We start from the raw sequence: 16647 nt of genomic DNA, 5'->3' as shown, positions 1-16647 counted from the left end.
TCACTTAAAAATAAAATTGATTTTCTTTTCGATTCTCTCGGTTATCTCATGAAGTTCTTTTTCATCGACATAAAGGAAGAGAAGAGATTCAAACATGACTGAGCTGTAAATGACTTCAGCTGCTGTAGAGGAATCAAACTGCATTTCTAGTTTGTTTGTATCTTTCAACTTCTCAAGAAGTGCTATCAATTCATCGATGAACATGAAATCTAATTCCATCAGACTTGTTAGAAACCCAGGTCTACTTTGATAAGCATTGAGTGAAGCTGTGATGACCTCACGGAAAAGGCGTTTGTCGAGCATACTGAAGCTTTCAAGGCGTTCGGTTAAGTATGCTTGAACTGTTTCTTCTGCGGTTTCCTTCATCTGAAAAGGAGGGTCGTTTCGCTTTTCTTGAACAAAGTCATCTCGCATCACCTCGATAAGAAGCTCAGACTTTGTAGGAAAATAATTAAACACTGTGCCACTGCCGACCTCAGCATGTTTTGCGATTTGCTCCGTTGATGTTTTATCGAAACCGTTCTCGAGGAACAGTTCTTTTGCTGAGTTGATGATTTTCATTCTTGTAGCTTGTTTTTTCTGTTCACGTAAACGACTCATTCACCGTTTCCTCCTAAACTAAATATGAGTGCGCTCATAAATGAGTACACTCATATTTTATAATGTTATGCTTTGAAATGCAAATGATGCTTTCGACATTGTTCGAGTAAAAGCGGGTGGTGACAGGCACCGGCAGCTTCTACGTGAAGTACTCGAGCTTTGCGTCTGGGAAGAAACGGTCGATGTAGCCTCCAAGTGTTTCTTTCATGTCTTCTTGCTCGTCTTTCTTATACACGTATTTTCCGATACCGTACTTGCCCCATTTCCACTGCCTTTTTTCTTCTTCCATTTCGAGCTTTGACATCGGATAGTTCTTTTGAATGACGCGCTTTGCGGGTTTCGTGAAGCGGTGTTGGATGAGTTCGAACGTTAAGTCTTTTGTTGCGCTCTTTGGGAGCTTTGCTTCAAGTTGTTCAAACAATTCGAGATACCCTTGTTTCCAATCATCGTATAAATAAATAGGCGCTACGATGAAACCAAGAGGGTAACCAGCCTCGGCTACTTTTGCGGCAGCTTCAATTCGCTCATCGAGTCTTGACGTACCTGGCTCAAGAAATTTAATTACATAGTCTGCGTTCATGCTGAAGCGAAATCGCGTTTTCTTGTTATGTTCAGCATCGAGGAGATGGTCAACATGAGCGAATTTCGTTACGAAACGAAGCTTCCCATATTCTGATTTACCAAAATACTCAATGGCGCTTTTAAGCGTATGTGTTAGATGATCGATCCCGACGATGTCAGAAGTACAAGAAGCTTCAAATCTCGTCTGTTCGGGTGCGCGCTCCTGCATATATTTCTCAGCCGCATCAAAAATCTCATCTGTATTCACATATGTCCGAATGTATGGTTTGCTTCCCATCGTCGTTTGTAAGTAACAATAGTGACAGTGTCCCATACAGCCTGTAGCCAACGGGATTGCGTATTCTGCTGAAGGCTTGGATGTATCAAACTTAAGGGTTTTTCTTACTCCTACAACAAGGGTGGATTTAGCGACACGATATTGTTGAAAGTGGTTATCTCCCGGTAGGTTTCTTACTTGATTATGTGAGGTGGTTTCACGGATTTCGATTCCCATCTTTGTGAACTTTTCTTTTAACTGCCTCCCAAGAGGGTAGTCTGTTGCTTGTGGTTCAATATAAACAAGCTGTGGAACAAATGGTTTAACCAATCAAATTCCTCCTTTACCTACCCGAAATACGTTTCGAATGCTTGTTGCGCTTCCGCTTCTGATTGATAGATGGCGATACCTGCATTCAACGGATAATACGTTTCATACAGAAAGAGAGCTAATTCGCCTGGATGATCGGGGTCATTCACGACGGCTGCTTCCTGGATATTTGCCACATTATACGTATGTGGATTTCGATACATAACATAGACGATATCGCCTGCTTGATAGTGCATAGGTTCGTTGAGATTCATTTCCATTTCACTCCTTTTATCCTATATTCATTGTTCCTAGTAAGAAGTAAATTGTTGCAGAAAGCAGCATGGTAAATCTTGTTAAGGTGAGGTTGTGAATGGGTCAGGTGTATTTTGAAGTTTCCATAACAGAAAGCCTTTTTTTAGCATCTTTTCATTTCTTCTCTCATATAGTGTTCTGTTGACTCAAAATGGAGGAGGTGCGTGAAGGCATGTTGAAGACCATTAAGAAAATCCTGCCTTCACTAAGCATGATTGACAGAGGTTTATCCCGATTCAAACTTTATCGAAAAATACGTGGCGGCGAATGGTACAAAGTGTCCGATCGGGTCGTACCAAAGCATAGCCTGTGGGTGAGGGGAGTAGAACCAGATCCTGAGTTGTACTATGTATGGAAAAAAGAAACCTACAGAAAAACGGGCATCTGAGCAAATAGCTCAATGCCCGTTTTTTATATGTTCGACATATGATGTGAAAAAACGGGTGGTGACAGGCACGAAATGAACAAAGAAGAATTCACTAAACAAGAGGGTAGTGTCTTTCCTGGTAAGACGTATGTGGATGCCTTATTGAAGCACGTATTCTATGACCAGCGTGATTACTTATTTCATGCGATGTTTCAAATCCACAGAGCTCATGTTGTGATGCTATCAGAGCAGGGGATTATCAAGATAGAAGATGCGAACCTCATCCTTGCATGCGTGAATCGTATAGGAGAGATGGACGCAAGCTCGCTACACTACTCGCCAGACTTTGAAGATTTGTTCTTCATGATGGAATCGAAAATTAGTCAAGAGATTGGCCCAGACTTAGCTAGTATGATGCATATCGCTAGAAGTCGAAACGATATGGGCGAAGCGATGTACAGAATTGTTCTGAGAAAATGCGTTCTGTCGCTAATTGTAGATATGATTGATGTGGAGGAAGCGTTGATTCAGCAAGCGGAGGAACATTTAGACACGGTCATGACTGCTCACACCCACACACAGCCAGCACAACCGACCACGTTTGGGCATTATTTAATAGCAGTATTCGATGTGCTTGAAAGAGATGTGAATCGGTTTTGGAATGCGTTTAAGAGTATTAATCTTTCACCGATGGGCGCAGCAGCAATTACAACAACTGGTTTCCCAATCAATCGTGAGCGTGTTTGTGACCTGCTTGGTTTTGATGGATTGATGGAGAATTCGTATGATGCGATTGGAGGGGTTGATTATCTATTAGAACCTGCCACTGCGATCCTGACGTCGATGACAAACACAGGGCGATGGGTTCATGATTTTCTTCGCCTTGCGACAGTTGAAGTCGGAATCGTGAAAGTGGCTGCCCCTTACGTTCAAATAAGCAGCATCATGCCACAAAAAAGGAATCCTGTGTCGATTGAGCATGCTCGTGCACTTGCGAGCAGTGCTGTAGGTGAGGCGCTGAGCGTGGTTCAAATGATTCATAACACGCCATACGGAGATATTGTGGATACAGAAGATGATCTTCAACCGCATCTTTATAGAGGGTTTGATAAGGCATCTCGTGTGTATCGACTGATGAATGCAGTTGTAAGAACGATGGAAGTTGATAAAGGTCGAGCAGAAAAGCAGGCGTGGAAGAACTGTATCACCATTACAGAATTTGCTGATGTACTCACGCGAGAAAAAGGACTTTCTTATTGCGAGGCTCACAAAGTCTCAAGTTTCCTAGCAAGGAAGTGTGTTGAGGAAAAACGTGAACTTTTGGATTGGCAAGTAGACGATGTGAACGAACTCCTGAAGTCGAACGTAAGGATGAGGATCACCTTCACTCAAGAAGAATGGAAGCACATCATATCTCCAAGAGAATTTATTCAAAGGAGAAAGGTGAGAGGTGGACCTAACCCTATTGAGGTGAAGAGGATGATTGAGGATCGGAAACAAAAGTGGAAAAATCATGTTTTACAATGTGAGAAGATAAGGACACACCTAAATGAGAAAGAGAAGGCTTTGAAGATATTTAGACATTAATTGACAACATTCGGGTGGTGACAGGCACCAAGGGGGATTTTAAGGTTGGATGCAATGGAAATCGTCACATTCATAAAGGAATTAGAGCGGCTTAAGGATACGACGAGGTCTGCATATACGAAGAAGGGTAGAAGAGAGAGTGTTGCGGAACATTCTTGGAGGCTTGCGATGTTTGCACTTGCCTTGAGCGATGATCTGAAGGGTCTCGATATGAACAAAGTAATTTATATGTGCCTCGTTCACGATCTTGGTGAGGCTTATGATGGAGATATTTCTGCAACTATTAAAGTGAATCATGATAAGAAAATCAAGAAAGAGGAAAAAAGTGTAGAACGGTTAACGGATCCATTGCCATCAGAGAACCAGGCTGCCATCTTAGCGCTTTGTAAAGAGTACAACAAAGGAGAAACGGACGAAGCGAAATTTGTTAAAGCGCTCGATAAGATGGAAACGATCATTCAGCACACACAAGGAACAAATCCTCCGGGCTTTGATTACAAGTTTAACCTTACTTATGGGAAAGAGTTTGATCTTGATCATACATTGATGAAGAAAATAAGAAAGCTTATCGATCTAGAAACAAAAAATAAAATCAACGATAACACGCCGTAAGAACGAGTATCCGAGAGGTTACTCGTTTTCTCATGGGTTCGATGGGAGGCTTTGATCGTTACACTTTTCTGAAATGTATGGATTTCTTTTACGGGGTTGCGATTTTATGAAATGCAGGTAAAATGGACGCGAGGTTTTGAAGCAAATGTTTCACATCATACTTGGACTTGTGGAACATATGATTATAATAAACTGACTTACTCCTCCTGTGAGGAACACTACACGTCAGAAAGGGGAACAAAAACCATGAATCGCACAGTGGTCTGTCCATGTGAAGGAATTATTGAGAAAGTATACGTGAACCATACATCCCGAGTGTACGAGTGGGAGCCGATGTTTGTTATTCGCGATGGGCAGGGCAACGTTGAAGATGTCATACTTAATGTAAGTGGGCAAATCTCTGAACTTCATGTACAAGAAAATGATCGAGTGACGTCTGGAGTCGTTCTTGCATCGATGATGGAAGATGATTTTGTAACAGGAAGCGATTGATCTTACGTATGAAAGCTGGCTGAGAATGTCGAGAAGGTCTTAAGGATCATCTGCCGTGGTTAGGGTTATGGTGGTGATTTCCGCTCCAATCAACTTTCATGCATGATTATGAGCAAAAACAAAGCTAATCAAAAGACGAATAGAATGAAGTCTGATGCCTACTTAATCATACTCCGCATAGGGAACAACGAATCAAGGTTTTCCAACAAGCTGAGCCGGCCTAGCCGGCTTTTTTGTGTAGTATGAAGACTCTTATTGTGGTATAAAGAAAGCACAAGGAGGGGTGCATGTATGCTACAGCCATTTCTGCATAATCATCATCTCAACGTTATTCGTGAGCAGGTAGATGTGTTGTTATACAATGTTAGCCATCTTGTTGATGCGGATGTGAAGGATGCTGTTAGACACAATGCTACAGATAGAATACTCGGGCTTGATCACTCTTTCTCAGATGAACAACGTACGTTCCTCGATGAGCTTCGCTACTTAGATGTATCAGAATACGGAACTTTTCTTGAAAAAGTAGGGAGTGCTGTCATACCTTTTCCAGAAATAACGAATCAACAAGTAGAAAAGCTTTTTCATAGAAGTAAGAAAGTGACGTTACCTTTTCATTATTCGAGAACGTTAACGTACCTTGGTTGGCATGATGTGCGTTCCAAGCGGAACTATCTAATTTATCCAATCAATGGTGAGCTTGCTGGTATTGAAGGCTCCTATCGAATCCTTAACCAGAGGACAACCTGTTTTTTGTGCAAAAGGTATGGTGAAGTGGCACATGTAACCTCACACGTTTATGAAAAGGGAGAGTATCATACGGTCGGCCACTATATGTGTGTAGATACTAGAGTATGTAATGAGCACATCAAAGAGATTACCCCTTTAGAAGCTTTTCTTGAAAAAGTTTATAATGAACGGTTGAACGCGTAGGCTATAAAGACTCGTCCCTTTCTTTTCGATTAGGAAAAGATTAGGTGGCGGGTCTTTTTAATGTAGAATCGATGGAAAAAAGTTTTAAATCTTTTTTGGCTTAAAGGCTTGCCTGGATGTAAATTATCTTGTAAAGTACTTCATAGATTGCATCTCAGAAGGACAAATGTTTTTATTTGGAGGACACTATGAAGAAGATTGGATTATTACCACGAATACTTATCGCAATTGCTCTTGGTGTATTAATAGGAGCATTTTTACCAGAATGGACGGTGCGTTTGTTCGCTACCTTTAACGGCATTTTTGGTAATTTCCTCGGATTTGCTATTCCGTTGATTATTATCGGATTTATCGCTCCAGGAATTGGAGAAATAGGGAAAGGCGCCGGAAAACTGATTGGAATCACGACGACAGTAGCTTATCTTTCTACTTTTCTAGCCGGCTTACTCGCTTTCTTTGCTGCACGTAATCTGTATCCGATCTTTCTCGAGACAGGTGGCGCTGCATCAGAGATGGCTAATCCTGAAGAATCTCTATTAGAGCCTTTCTTCCAGGTGGAAATTCCAGCAATGATGGGTGTGATGACAGCACTTGTTCTAGCATTCACGCTCGGATTAGGAATGGCTGCTATGAAAGAAAACAAGCTCAAAGGTGTTATGGTTGAATTCAGAACAATCATCGAAAAAGTGATTAGTTATGTCATTATTCCGTTATTACCACTTCATATCCTTGGCATATTCGCTAATATGACGAGTGCAGGTCAGGTACAAACGATTTTGAGCGTGTTTGCAAAAGTCTTTGTGATGATTATTCTTCTTCACCTGACGATGCTACTGATTCAATATAGTGTAACAGGTGCAGCGACATCTAGAAATCCATTTAAAATGTTAAAAGGGATGGTACCAGCATACTTTACTGCGCTTGGTACACAGTCTTCTGCATCAACGATTCCAGTGACCCTGAGACAAACAAAGAAGAATGGCGTTCGTGAAAAAGTTGCAGACTTCAGCATTCCGTTACTTGCAACGATTCATCTTTCAGGAAGTACGATCACGATTGTTTCTTGTGCGATGGCCGTCATGCTTCTGAACGGACAAGACCCTACGTTCGCAATGATCATCCCATTCATCTTGATGCTAGGAATCACGATGATCGCAGCTCCTGGTGTACCAGGTGGTGCGGTTATGGCGGCGATTGGACTGCTAGAAAGCATGCTAGGTTTCGATGCGACGATGGTATCCCTTATGATCGCACTCTACCTCGCGCAAGATAGCTTTGGTACAGCAACGAATGTAACTGGCGATGGTGCGTTATCCGCTCTTGTCGACCGATTAACGTCGAAAAAGAAAAACGTACAGCCTATAGCAAAAGCGAATTAGGTTTGAATGAAAGCAAGCTCATGTTGAGCTTGCTTTTTTCTATCAATCGACTCATTTTCTATGTTGAATGCAATGAACGCCTATGGTTCATTTCTCACATTTCAGTAGGTAACAAGATAGCATATCGCGAAAATGGTCCTGAAAACCTCTATGTGCAAACGGTATTTTAACTTTTTCCTATCGTTATGGGTCAAACGATTCGAATTCTATCATTTGACAGGATGTGTAAATGAATGAGGAGAAGGAGTGGAAGTAATCTTTAATAACTTGGAGGGCTTATGATGAACAAAAAGATGATTCCGATTGTAGTTTCAGGTATGTTAGCTGTATCAGGAGGGGTGTTTGGAAATGGGCAGGCCGTTGAGGCTGTAGGGAATGGACCTGGCTATAACGGGAATGAAACGGTGAAGAATGAGCGATTACATAACTATGAAGAAATGGTGAAAGTACTCGAGAGAATCGACCGCCAGTCTGACGCACTTGAGCTTGAAGTGTATGGACAATCTGTTAAAGAACGAAATCTCTATCTTGCTAAATTTGGCGAAAATGAAGAAAATCCAACGATTCTTTTTTTAACGCAGCAACATGGGAACGAAACCCTTACGACTGAAGGGGCGTTAAAAGTCATCAAGTATTTGAGCACAAACAAAAAGGAAGTGAGAGAGCTTCTTCAACATGTGAACGTACTCATCGCACCTCGATTAAACGTTGATGGTGCTGAAGGTGACGTGAACTTTTCACTTGAAGATTATGCAGCAGGCACTCATACTCGCTACAATGCGAACGAAGTGGATCTGAATCGCGATCACGTTGAGCGAAACCAGCCGGAAACAAAGGCACTGCATCAAAATGTTCTTCAGAAATACGAGCCAGAGTATATGGTCGATCTTCACCATCAGGGAAGGGAAACGACGCTAGGAGATACCGATGAACTCGTCTCAGGTTCGATTCTTTATCCGACAAATGGAGAGGTTGATGCTGATGTTCGAGAGAAGTCTAAACAGCTCGGTGGCGTCTTGTATAATGCGATTGAAGCAAAAGGATATGGGACGTTATCAAAATATGTAGGCGGGACAGCCCCTACGATTAGCCGGAACGGACTTGCGGTTGAGTATGGCATTTCGACGCTTCTCTTTGAAATGAGAGGAATGGCTGATCATTATTACGAGCCGTATATCCTAGGGCAAAAAAGTAACGGCTATCTAATCAATCAGGCTGTAACAGGAATGAAAGCAGTTATTAAATCGATTGCGGACGGCACAATCGAATCTCAAGATACAACGTTCTGGGACACGTTACCTGAGAGTGGCCATAAGGACAGCGAATAAATCTACTGAACAAGGAAAAGCGAGGCCGAAAAGGTCTCGTTTTTTTGCGTGTTAGAAAGTAAAGTGACTTTTTAGAAAATATTCTTTATTTCCAAAAACTAGTATGTCTATAATATAGCTATTATATCATTCTGGTGGAGGAGAGACTGATGAACCCGATTCTGATGGATATACGTACTGAACTAGAGACTGAACGATTAATGTTAAGGATGCCTGAGCCAGGTGATGGTAAGGTCATTAACAAAGCGATCCACTCTTCGATGGAGGAACTGGCACCGTGGGTAGGCTTTGCAAGAAAGAATCCAACGGTTGAAGATACAGAAATTAATGTGCGTGAAGCTCACATTAAATTCTTAAAGCGTGAAGGATTGAGATTTCTCATATTTGAGAAAGAAACAGGAGAATATGTAGGGACGACAGGGCTTCATAACCTTGATTGGGATGTGCCTAAAAGTGAAATTGGCTACTGGATCAACACGAAATATAGTGGAAAAGGGTATATGATGGAAGCTGTTGGTAGGCTTACTGAATTTGCGGAGAAAGAATTGAATATGAAGAGACTGGAGATTCAATGCGATGTTGGGAATAAAAAGAGTCGCGCAGTACCTGAACGACTCGATTATACCCTTGAAGCGATATTAAAGAATGATGATGTTCGTTTAGATGATTCGGGACTAACCGATACGTGCATCTATGCGAAAGTATTCTAGGAGAGATTCCGCTTATTCACCTGCTCTAGCGATTGTTAGCGACTTTCTTCCTTTTACCTCAGATACTGCGAAATCAGAAGTTTGCGAGATTAAGTTGGAACGATAGATGATCTTATCTGTAATTCGAGCGGCGTTCTGTTTATCTGCTAAAGTGACGGTGCTGTCATGAATGATTGCAGGGATTAACGTTACTTCATAATTGTTCATCACCACATCGATCTTTGCGATCACGGTGTCAGCACTGTCACCATCTACATAATCCGGGAACAGAAAGTTACCGAGTGAGTACAAAATGGGCTTTCCGTTATAATACTCCATCCCTTGAAGAACGTGGGGATGGGAACCGATGATGATATCAGCACCTGCATCGATCATCGTGTGGGCGAAATTTCTTTGAGCAGCACTCGGTTGAATCATCCTTTCAGAACCCCAGTGAAGATATACAATCGTTGTATCACATTTGGCAGCAGATTTCTTGATATGCTCGATCACGCGATCCTCTTGATAAGCGCTCGCAAGTCCGCCGTTTTCATTTGCATACCATGAGATGGTAGGCAAAACTTGTGAAAAACCAAGGATGTCAACTTTGTGGTTATTGATCGTTTGTGAATAAGCAGTGTAGGCTTCGTTTTCGTTCGTTCCAGCTCCTATGTAGTTTAGATCTGCTTTCTTTAGCAGATCGATTGTTTCATATAAACCCTCTCTACCAAAGTCCATCGCATGGTTGTTTGCGAGGGAAACGACGTCGAAACCAGCGTCTTTAATTGCTTTTGCTGAAGCGGGTGGGGACTGAAACGTATAAAGCTTGTCCTGTTTATACCCCGATGTACCAATTGCGGTTTCTAAGTTAAGGATGGCGAGATCTGAGTCCTCTACAACGGATGATATATGTTGAAGAGGATAGTTTGGTCCTTGTGCGTTCATTGCTGTCTTGATCGACCAGTCGAACATCGTGTCACCAACGACTGAAATTTCATAGCTCGACGTTTTACTAGGAAGCTCTCGCGAGAGCTCTCTCGAAATCTCTGAATGGTATGTAGACGTTACAGCTTCTGACTTTTTGAACGGGGCTATTGCAACAAGACTTAACACTCCAACAACGAACAACAAACTTACTAGAATAACCAAACGCTTCATTTCTGCACACCTCATAGTTTCGTAAAAATTGGGAGTTCAAGGTAAATTATAACATGGAAATAATAGTCTTTAGACCTATTTTTAGTAATATTTTGGAAAAGTATAGCTATTCAAAAAAAGAGGGTGATGAAGTGGGGAAAGCGTTATTTTGCACAGCGCTAATCTTCCTGCTAGTAAGCTGCAACGTGTCAGTTTCTGTTGATGATGAGCACTTGGGTACTCTTTCTCATGAGAAAGAGAGCGGGCAAGAAAAGATGTTCAAGGAGATGAACATGGGGATTCTCTTAACCTATAATCTACGACTAACGAAAGCTGATGAAACATGGGTGAATGTTTGGGTGGAAGGATACCAGGATGGAAAGCCCATGTCGCCCTCAAAACTAACAGAGCTGTCATATGGTTTTGCTATGAATGAAGTAGAAGAAGGGAACATGGGGTTCGGGATCATTCAGCCTGCTGAAGGAGAAGAGCTATTTTCTCTTTATGCGCCTGGAATAGCGAGTGCACCAAGGCGGATCTCAAATAATCCTCTCGATTCAGAAAAGCCTTACGGATGGGGTTATACGATGGATGACGAAATCACGCTTGAATCGGGGGAGACGAAAGTGATTGGTGCGTATTATCAAAGTGGTAAGAAAGACGAGATTAGAAGCGTCGACCTTAAAACAGAGGAAGGTATCGAGCGGATGATTACAGACGAAAATGTCGTCTTACTTCTGAAAATGAAGGTAGAGCAACGGGACCCCGAGAACTAAAATATGTTAGTATTTAGATAACTTAGTAATAGTTGGAAAGATGATAAGTGGCACGTCTATCAAACGAAATGAAACGAGATATACATATAGTAGGAGGATGCAGATGTTAAGTAAACAAGGGTTTGATTTATGGGCGAATGAATACGAGCAATCCGTACAAATGAGTGAAGATCGTGAGTCCTATCCATTCGCTGGATACAAGGAAATCTTAAATGCGATTTATAACGAAGTGATGCAGTCAAAAGGTGCAAAGGTTCTCGATATTGGATTTGGCACGGGCGTTTTGGCAAGCAGGTTATACGAAGCTGGCCACGATATCAATGGCATCGATTTTTCGAATGAGATGATTCGCATCGCGCAGTTAAAAATGCCATATGCACACCTTATCGAATGGGATCTATCAAATGGACTACCAGAACACTTCAAGCAGAAACAGTACGATTTTATTATAAGCACGTACGCACTTCATCATATTTCTGATCAAGAGAAGGTTACGTTCATAGAAGAACTCCTTCCGAAGCTTTCAGAAGGAGGAAAGATCTTGATCGGTGATGTGGCTTTTGAAAATCGAAGTAAGCTAGAAGAATGCCGACATAATAACCTTCATCATTGGGATGAGGATGAGTTTTACTTTGCTTTTGATGAAATGAAAAAAGCATTAGAAGGCACATGTAAGCTCGAATTTCATGGTTTCTCACACTGTGGTGGCGTAATCCAACTATCTAAATAATGACGACGAAGGGAAGCTGGTTGATGCAGCTTCCCTTTTTATCGTATGCAGGACTTTGTTCGTTCTTATCGAATGAATTACTTTATCCTATCGTCAGGCATTCCGTATAAGCCTAGCTCTCCATGCATCTACTGTTATATCCCTAATAGAAAGTGAGCGTGCAACATGAAAAAGTGGGTCTACGCTTGTTTATTAACGTTGCTTGTGACAGGTTGCTCAATCGAAGTTGATAAACCGAGTACCACTTCATTGCCTGAGAATGAACTTGCGATTGAAGAAGGAGATCGCTATTTAGATGAGATTACCGCAAAGAAGGGGAATTTCCTTGATATACCCGAGTCTTTCGAAGAAGAAAGAGAAGCTTTGGAGGTTCAGATTGTTTCATATGATATCGATGGTAATGACTTAACGAGTACTACCGTTATTACTGAAGATGAATCTTACGTATCGTTTGCAAAGGAAAACCACAAACATAAAGCGCTTTGGAAGTTATTTTCTGACTTAATCCCTTCTAACGATCGCGAAATGGTGAAGGAGTTTTTGATTTTTACTGATGGGCGAGATGAAGTTCTTGGTTATGTAGAGCCGTTAGACAACTCTAGTGAATGGAGGCTCGCGATCGATTTTGAGGATACTATAAATGAAAAAGACTTTTATTATACGTTGATTCATGAGTACGGTCATCTATTAACGCTTAGAGACGATCAGGTTACTTCTACGATTTTAAATGATGATGATGAGGTACAAGAAGCATTCATTGCGTGTGACTATTATTTTGCCTTTAATGGATGTACAAAAGAAAACTCCTATATGAATTCGTTTTTCCAGACATTCTGGGCGGATTATTATGAAGAGTGGTTAAATAATGACGTGGAATGGGATGAAGAAGCTCAAGTTGCGTTTTTTGAAGAATACCCAGATCATTTTTCCACGGACTATGCAGCAACACATCCTGAAGAAGACATAGCTGAAGCGTGGACGCATTTTATTTTTTCGACATACCCAGAGGGATCATCAATAGCTGATCAGAAAACAGACTTTTTTTATCAATTTCCTGAGCTGGTCGAACTTAGAAAGGAAATTCTTGCGCGCTTGAGCAGCTCGCTTAAAGAGTAACAACGTCCAAACCCCGGGAAAGAGAACCTTCTCGGGTTGTTTTTGTATGCATTCTTTTTTGTTATAGGTGAAGTCTTCGCTCATTAATGGTAGAATAAATGATTGTGTAAAGCTGTTTTTTTATAAAAGAATGTGTTATGCCGTAATAATGAAGATTTTAGACACGAACAGTTTTGAATATAACTATAATAAAAATAAAAGGTTCGAGCGATCAATTTGCAATCGAACATGTTCATAAGCGAGGTAAGGAATGGATAATCAACGTGTGTTTAACGACCTGAGAAATAGTTTGCCAACAGCAGATGTCAGATTGAATGAACCATTGAATGTGCATACGTACACCCAGATGGGTGGAAAAGCAGACGTGTTTGTTTTTCCAAGTGGTGCACAAGATGCTAGAGCGGTGGTGGAGTATGCGAACGAGCATGATCTACCGTTAACGATTCTCGGTAAAGGATCGAATGTCATCATTCAGGATGGTGGAATCCGAGGAATCGTGTTGAATATCTCAACACTTGATAAAATTGAACGAACGGGTGATACGGTTGTGGCTGAAGCCGGTGCTCGTATCATTGAAGTTTCACAATATGCTTTGAAGCAGCATCTATCAGGACTAGAATTCGCATGTGGAATTCCCGGTTCTGTGGGTGGTGCTGTCTACATGAACGCAGGCGCGTACGGGGGAGAGGTTGCAGACTGTCTCGAAAGTGTTCTTGGCGTTACGAAAGACGGTCAGCTTGTTCGCCGTAAAGCGGAAGATCTCGATTTATCTTATCGTCACAGTAATGTTGATGAAACAGGGTTCCTTGTTCTTGAAGCAACGTTTCAATTGAAACAAGGGAATTACGACGAAATCAAAGCGATCATGGATGATTTAACGTTTAAGCGCGAAAGCAAACAGCCGCTTGAATATCCATCGTGCGGTAGTGTATTTAAGCGCCCACCAGGGTTATTCGCTGGGAAACTTATCCAGGATTCTGGATTACAAGGAACACGAATCGGTGGAGCAGAAGTTTCCAAGAAGCACGCTGGGTTTATTGTAAACATCGACAACGCGACAGCAACCGACTACCTCGATGTGATCCACCACGTACAAAACACTGTGAAAGAAAAGTTTTCGGTCGATTTAGAACGTGAAGTGAGAGTAATCGGTGAACCTTTAAAGGAAAAAGATACGCCTCAATAGAATAAGGTGAAATGGCAAAAAGGGATGAATCGGTTTCATCCCTTTTTACTTATGAAAAAGTGGGGGACGGTTGTTTGTTATGAGCGTAAAAAGTAAAGCGATGTGGATTGGCGCACTCGCGCTCATTGCTTTAACGTTTGCTTTTATCTCAAATGAAATAGGAAAGCAATCAGCCATTGAAAGTTGTGAGCAAGCAAATGGTGAGGCAAAGGTAGAAAAAGAGTGGTTCGGAATAAATTGGCACGTCTCGTGTGAAGTAGATTAGAAATGTAAAGGAGTTAAGAGAATATGAAGATTAGAGAAATTCAAGTTGCGGAAGCAGATGCGTTCTCATCACTAAGGAAGCGTGTAGATGCAGAATCGCAGTTTATGCTATTCGAAGCAGGTGAGCGAAAAGTAGATGCTGTGGAGGAAAAGAAGAAACTAGAGTCAATGTTGAAGAGTGAAACCACTACGATTTTTGTAGCAGAACAAGATGGTGAGCTTGTCGGTTATCTAGTCGCAGTAGGTAGTGACGCAAAAAAGAAGCGACATGCTGTCTATCTTGTGATCGGAATTCTCCAAGATTATCAAGGAATTGGAGTAGGGACTTCACTCTTTAATGCGTTAGAAGAATGGGTGAACGAGCGGAACATACATAGATTAGAGCTAAACGTAGCGACTCGTAATGAAGGGGGCCTTGCGCTATATAAGAAGTTTGGCTTCGAAGTAGAAGGACTGAAGCGCCAATCAATGCTAATAGATGATGAGTATGTAGATGAATATTATATGGCGAAACTGCTGTCATAAAAAAGGGCGATCGAACGTTATCCTAGACGCTCATTAAACCACGAATTGCTACGTAATTCGTGGTTTTGTTTTGATTGATAGATAGACTTTTACATAGTTTTATAGAAACAATGTTTATGAAAAGAGCCATTCATAAAAAAAAATGAACGGTTTAACTGTTTAAAACGTCTTATAGCAGAGAGAAAAAGGAGGTGGGCATGAAGTTGGATGAAGACAAGGAACATGAACTGATTAAGAGCGCAAAACGTGGTGATGATAAAGCCTTTACTATCCTGTATCAGCATTACTACCCGTTCTTATATAGATACTTGTTAAAGCTGTCCTTACAAGAAGAATTAAGCAAAGATCTCACTCAAGATACAATGTTAAAATGCTATAACCATTTGCATGCCTTCAAAGAAGAAAGTAAATTTTCATCTTGGATGATTTCGATCGCATCTAGATTATATATTGATTCATTGCGTAAGAAGAAAAGGGAAAAGAAATGGTATAAACAAGTGAAAGCATCGCTCTCAAGACAACTAGATTGGGCTGCTCAATCGAAAGGCATCGAATGGAGCGATCACTTTGCGGATTTCAACAAACTTGATGCAGACGTTAGAATCCCTATTTTACTTCGACATTATTATGGATATACGTATGAGGAAATCGGCACCATGCTTGGTGTAAAAGCAGGAACGGTAAAATCAAGAGTCCATAATGGGTTGAAATTGATACGAAAGGAGTGGAACGATGATGGGCAACGATAAAGAGATCGAAAAGACGAAGATGTTGAAAAAGGATTGGGAAACGATTGATGCGATAGCTGGAGATCCCAAGATTTCGCAGCATGAGATCGCAGAGCAGCTTCATGGATATAAACTAGATCGAAAAAGAACATTCCGAAGGGAATTATCTCTATTTATTTTGACAGCCGTTTTCATTTTAGGTCTGTTCGTTACTACCCTGATGAAAAGTGTGCAAACCATACTGTACATACAAGTATGTGCAGCACTATTGGGACCTGTGATATCTATTTTCCTTACCGCGCGTGAAGGGAAGGTAAGGTTATGACGAATGAGGAAATGCTCATCCTACTTTTTTTCTCTCCGGTTTTATTAGCGCAAAGTATCTTTCTTTTTATTGATGCAAAGAGACGGAACACCTATGCATGGTTTTGGGGGATTTGGGGATTGTTTCAATTTCCGCTACCAACTATTTTTTATTGGTTTTTTGTTATAAGACGTCAAAAAAAACGATTAAGGAAGGATTGATTTTTTTATGGAAGAGTTACTACAAGTTAACTGGGGGATTATTGCGCCATTGATCGCGTTACAACTTATCTTAATGATTACAGCATTAGTGAGTTGTTTTCGACATAGTGAAACGAACGGACCAAAGTGGCTTTGGCTGTTAATGATTATTTTTGTAGGGACGATAGGTCCTATTCTTTACTTTGTTGTGGGAAGAAAAAATGAGTAAGGGGAA

Annotated in this window: 21 protein-coding genes; 17 read left to right on the top strand and 4 right to left on the bottom strand. The window is 41.2% G+C overall.

The window, feature by feature from the left end; translation table 11 throughout:
• The 3 genes from SJY16_RS13655 to SJY16_RS13645 all read right to left on the bottom strand — a co-directional run bounded on the left by SJY16_RS13655 (nucleotide 1) and on the right by SJY16_RS13645 (nucleotide 2028).
• Nucleotides 1–600, bottom strand: a complete 600-nt coding sequence (locus SJY16_RS13655) for a TetR/AcrR family transcriptional regulator (RefSeq protein WP_377889964.1) — start codon at nucleotides 598–600, stop codon at nucleotides 1–3.
• Between the two features lie 139 nt (nucleotides 601–739).
• Nucleotides 740–1768 (bottom strand): spore photoproduct lyase, encoded by a 1029-nt coding sequence (splB, locus tag SJY16_RS13650; RefSeq protein ID WP_377889962.1) that lies wholly within the window; start codon nucleotides 1766–1768, stop codon nucleotides 740–742.
• A 17-nt stretch (nucleotides 1769–1785) separates the two neighbouring features.
• Nucleotides 1786–2028: a transcriptional regulator SplA domain-containing protein gene (locus tag SJY16_RS13645; protein ID WP_377889960.1), complete on the bottom strand. Its 243-nt coding sequence runs from the start codon at nucleotides 2026–2028 to the stop codon at nucleotides 1786–1788.
• Between the two features lie 206 nt (nucleotides 2029–2234).
• On the opposite strand from SJY16_RS13645, the gene SJY16_RS13640 reads away from it, so the two are divergent.
• The 8 genes from SJY16_RS13640 (at nucleotide 2235) to SJY16_RS13605 (ending at nucleotide 9467) form a co-directional block, all read left to right on the top strand.
• Nucleotides 2235–2450: a hypothetical protein gene (locus SJY16_RS13640; protein WP_377889958.1), complete on the top strand. Its 216-nt coding sequence runs from the start codon at nucleotides 2235–2237 to the stop codon at nucleotides 2448–2450.
• A 72-nt stretch (nucleotides 2451–2522) separates the two neighbouring features.
• Nucleotides 2523–4016 carry an argininosuccinate lyase gene (gene argH / locus SJY16_RS13635; RefSeq protein ID WP_377889956.1) on the top strand — a complete coding sequence of 498 codons (1494 nt, stop codon included), beginning with the start codon at nucleotides 2523–2525 and terminating at the stop codon, nucleotides 4014–4016.
• A 54-nt stretch (nucleotides 4017–4070) separates the two neighbouring features.
• A complete protein-coding gene (locus SJY16_RS13630) occupies nucleotides 4071–4628 on the top strand; it encodes an HD domain-containing protein (protein WP_377892247.1) in 558 nt (185 codons plus the stop codon).
• Nucleotides 4629–4874: 246 nt separating this feature from the next.
• Nucleotides 4875–5120 carry a biotin/lipoyl attachment domain-containing protein gene (locus SJY16_RS13625; protein WP_377889954.1) on the top strand — a complete coding sequence of 82 codons (246 nt, stop codon included), beginning with the start codon at nucleotides 4875–4877 and terminating at the stop codon, nucleotides 5118–5120.
• 291 nt (nucleotides 5121–5411) lie between these two features.
• Nucleotides 5412–6050 carry a FusB/FusC family EF-G-binding protein gene (locus SJY16_RS13620; RefSeq protein WP_377889953.1) on the top strand — a complete coding sequence of 213 codons (639 nt, stop codon included), beginning with the start codon at nucleotides 5412–5414 and terminating at the stop codon, nucleotides 6048–6050.
• A gap of 188 nt (nucleotides 6051–6238) precedes the next feature.
• A complete protein-coding gene (locus tag SJY16_RS13615) occupies nucleotides 6239–7429 on the top strand; it encodes a dicarboxylate/amino acid:cation symporter (protein ID WP_377889951.1) in 1191 nt (396 codons plus the stop codon).
• 281 nt (nucleotides 7430–7710) lie between these two features.
• Nucleotides 7711–8757: a M14 family metallopeptidase gene (locus SJY16_RS13610; protein WP_377892245.1), complete on the top strand. Its 1047-nt coding sequence runs from the start codon at nucleotides 7711–7713 to the stop codon at nucleotides 8755–8757.
• A 149-nt stretch (nucleotides 8758–8906) separates the two neighbouring features.
• On the top strand, nucleotides 8907–9467 hold the full coding sequence (locus SJY16_RS13605) for a GNAT family N-acetyltransferase (RefSeq protein WP_377889949.1): 561 nt from the start codon (nucleotides 8907–8909) through the stop codon (nucleotides 9465–9467).
• A 12-nt stretch (nucleotides 9468–9479) separates the two neighbouring features.
• On the opposite strand, the gene SJY16_RS13600 is transcribed toward SJY16_RS13605, so the two are convergent.
• Nucleotides 9480–10604, bottom strand: a complete 1125-nt coding sequence (locus SJY16_RS13600) for a CapA family protein (RefSeq protein ID WP_377889948.1) — start codon at nucleotides 10602–10604, stop codon at nucleotides 9480–9482.
• Nucleotides 10605–10735: 131 nt separating this feature from the next.
• On the opposite strand from SJY16_RS13600, the gene SJY16_RS13595 reads away from it, so the two are divergent.
• The 9 genes from SJY16_RS13595 (at nucleotide 10736) to SJY16_RS13555 (ending at nucleotide 16641) form a co-directional block, all read left to right on the top strand.
• Complete coding sequence (locus SJY16_RS13595) at nucleotides 10736–11359, top strand: hypothetical protein (RefSeq protein WP_377889946.1); 624 nt, start codon at nucleotides 10736–10738, stop codon at nucleotides 11357–11359.
• A gap of 103 nt (nucleotides 11360–11462) precedes the next feature.
• Nucleotides 11463–12089 (top strand): class I SAM-dependent methyltransferase, encoded by a 627-nt coding sequence (locus SJY16_RS13590; RefSeq protein WP_377889944.1) that lies wholly within the window; start codon nucleotides 11463–11465, stop codon nucleotides 12087–12089.
• A gap of 165 nt (nucleotides 12090–12254) precedes the next feature.
• The gene (locus SJY16_RS13585; RefSeq protein ID WP_377889943.1) at nucleotides 12255–13205 is read left to right on the top strand and encodes a hypothetical protein; all 951 of its coding nucleotides are present in this window, start codon (nucleotides 12255–12257) and stop codon (nucleotides 13203–13205) included.
• A gap of 250 nt (nucleotides 13206–13455) precedes the next feature.
• Complete coding sequence (gene murB, locus SJY16_RS13580; RefSeq protein WP_377889941.1) at nucleotides 13456–14391, top strand: UDP-N-acetylmuramate dehydrogenase; 936 nt, start codon at nucleotides 13456–13458, stop codon at nucleotides 14389–14391.
• A gap of 79 nt (nucleotides 14392–14470) precedes the next feature.
• Nucleotides 14471–14656: a hypothetical protein gene (locus tag SJY16_RS13575; RefSeq protein WP_377889939.1), complete on the top strand. Its 186-nt coding sequence runs from the start codon at nucleotides 14471–14473 to the stop codon at nucleotides 14654–14656.
• Nucleotides 14657–14679: 23 nt separating this feature from the next.
• Nucleotides 14680–15180 (top strand): GNAT family N-acetyltransferase, encoded by a 501-nt coding sequence (locus tag SJY16_RS13570; protein WP_377889937.1) that lies wholly within the window; start codon nucleotides 14680–14682, stop codon nucleotides 15178–15180.
• 203 nt (nucleotides 15181–15383) lie between these two features.
• Nucleotides 15384–15929, top strand: coding sequence for an RNA polymerase sigma factor SigY (gene sigY / locus SJY16_RS13565; protein WP_377892243.1), 546 nt, complete (start codon nucleotides 15384–15386; stop codon nucleotides 15927–15929).
• Nucleotides 15913–16233 carry a YxlC family protein gene (locus tag SJY16_RS13560; protein ID WP_377889935.1) on the top strand — a complete coding sequence of 107 codons (321 nt, stop codon included), beginning with the start codon at nucleotides 15913–15915 and terminating at the stop codon, nucleotides 16231–16233. The genes sigY and SJY16_RS13560 overlap by 17 nt, the downstream gene beginning before the upstream one ends.
• Before the next feature lie 207 nt (nucleotides 16234–16440).
• Nucleotides 16441–16641, top strand: a complete 201-nt coding sequence (locus tag SJY16_RS13555) for a PLD nuclease N-terminal domain-containing protein (protein ID WP_377889933.1) — start codon at nucleotides 16441–16443, stop codon at nucleotides 16639–16641.
• Nucleotides 16642–16647: the final 6 nt, after the last annotated feature.

It is taken from the genome of Alkalihalobacillus sp. R86527 (genome assembly GCF_042466185.1).
GTDB lineage: Bacteria > Bacillota > Bacilli > Bacillales > Guptibacillaceae > Guptibacillus.
Note: the sequence above shows the minus strand (reverse complement) of the source record. Positions and strands in the feature narration are given on the sequence as shown.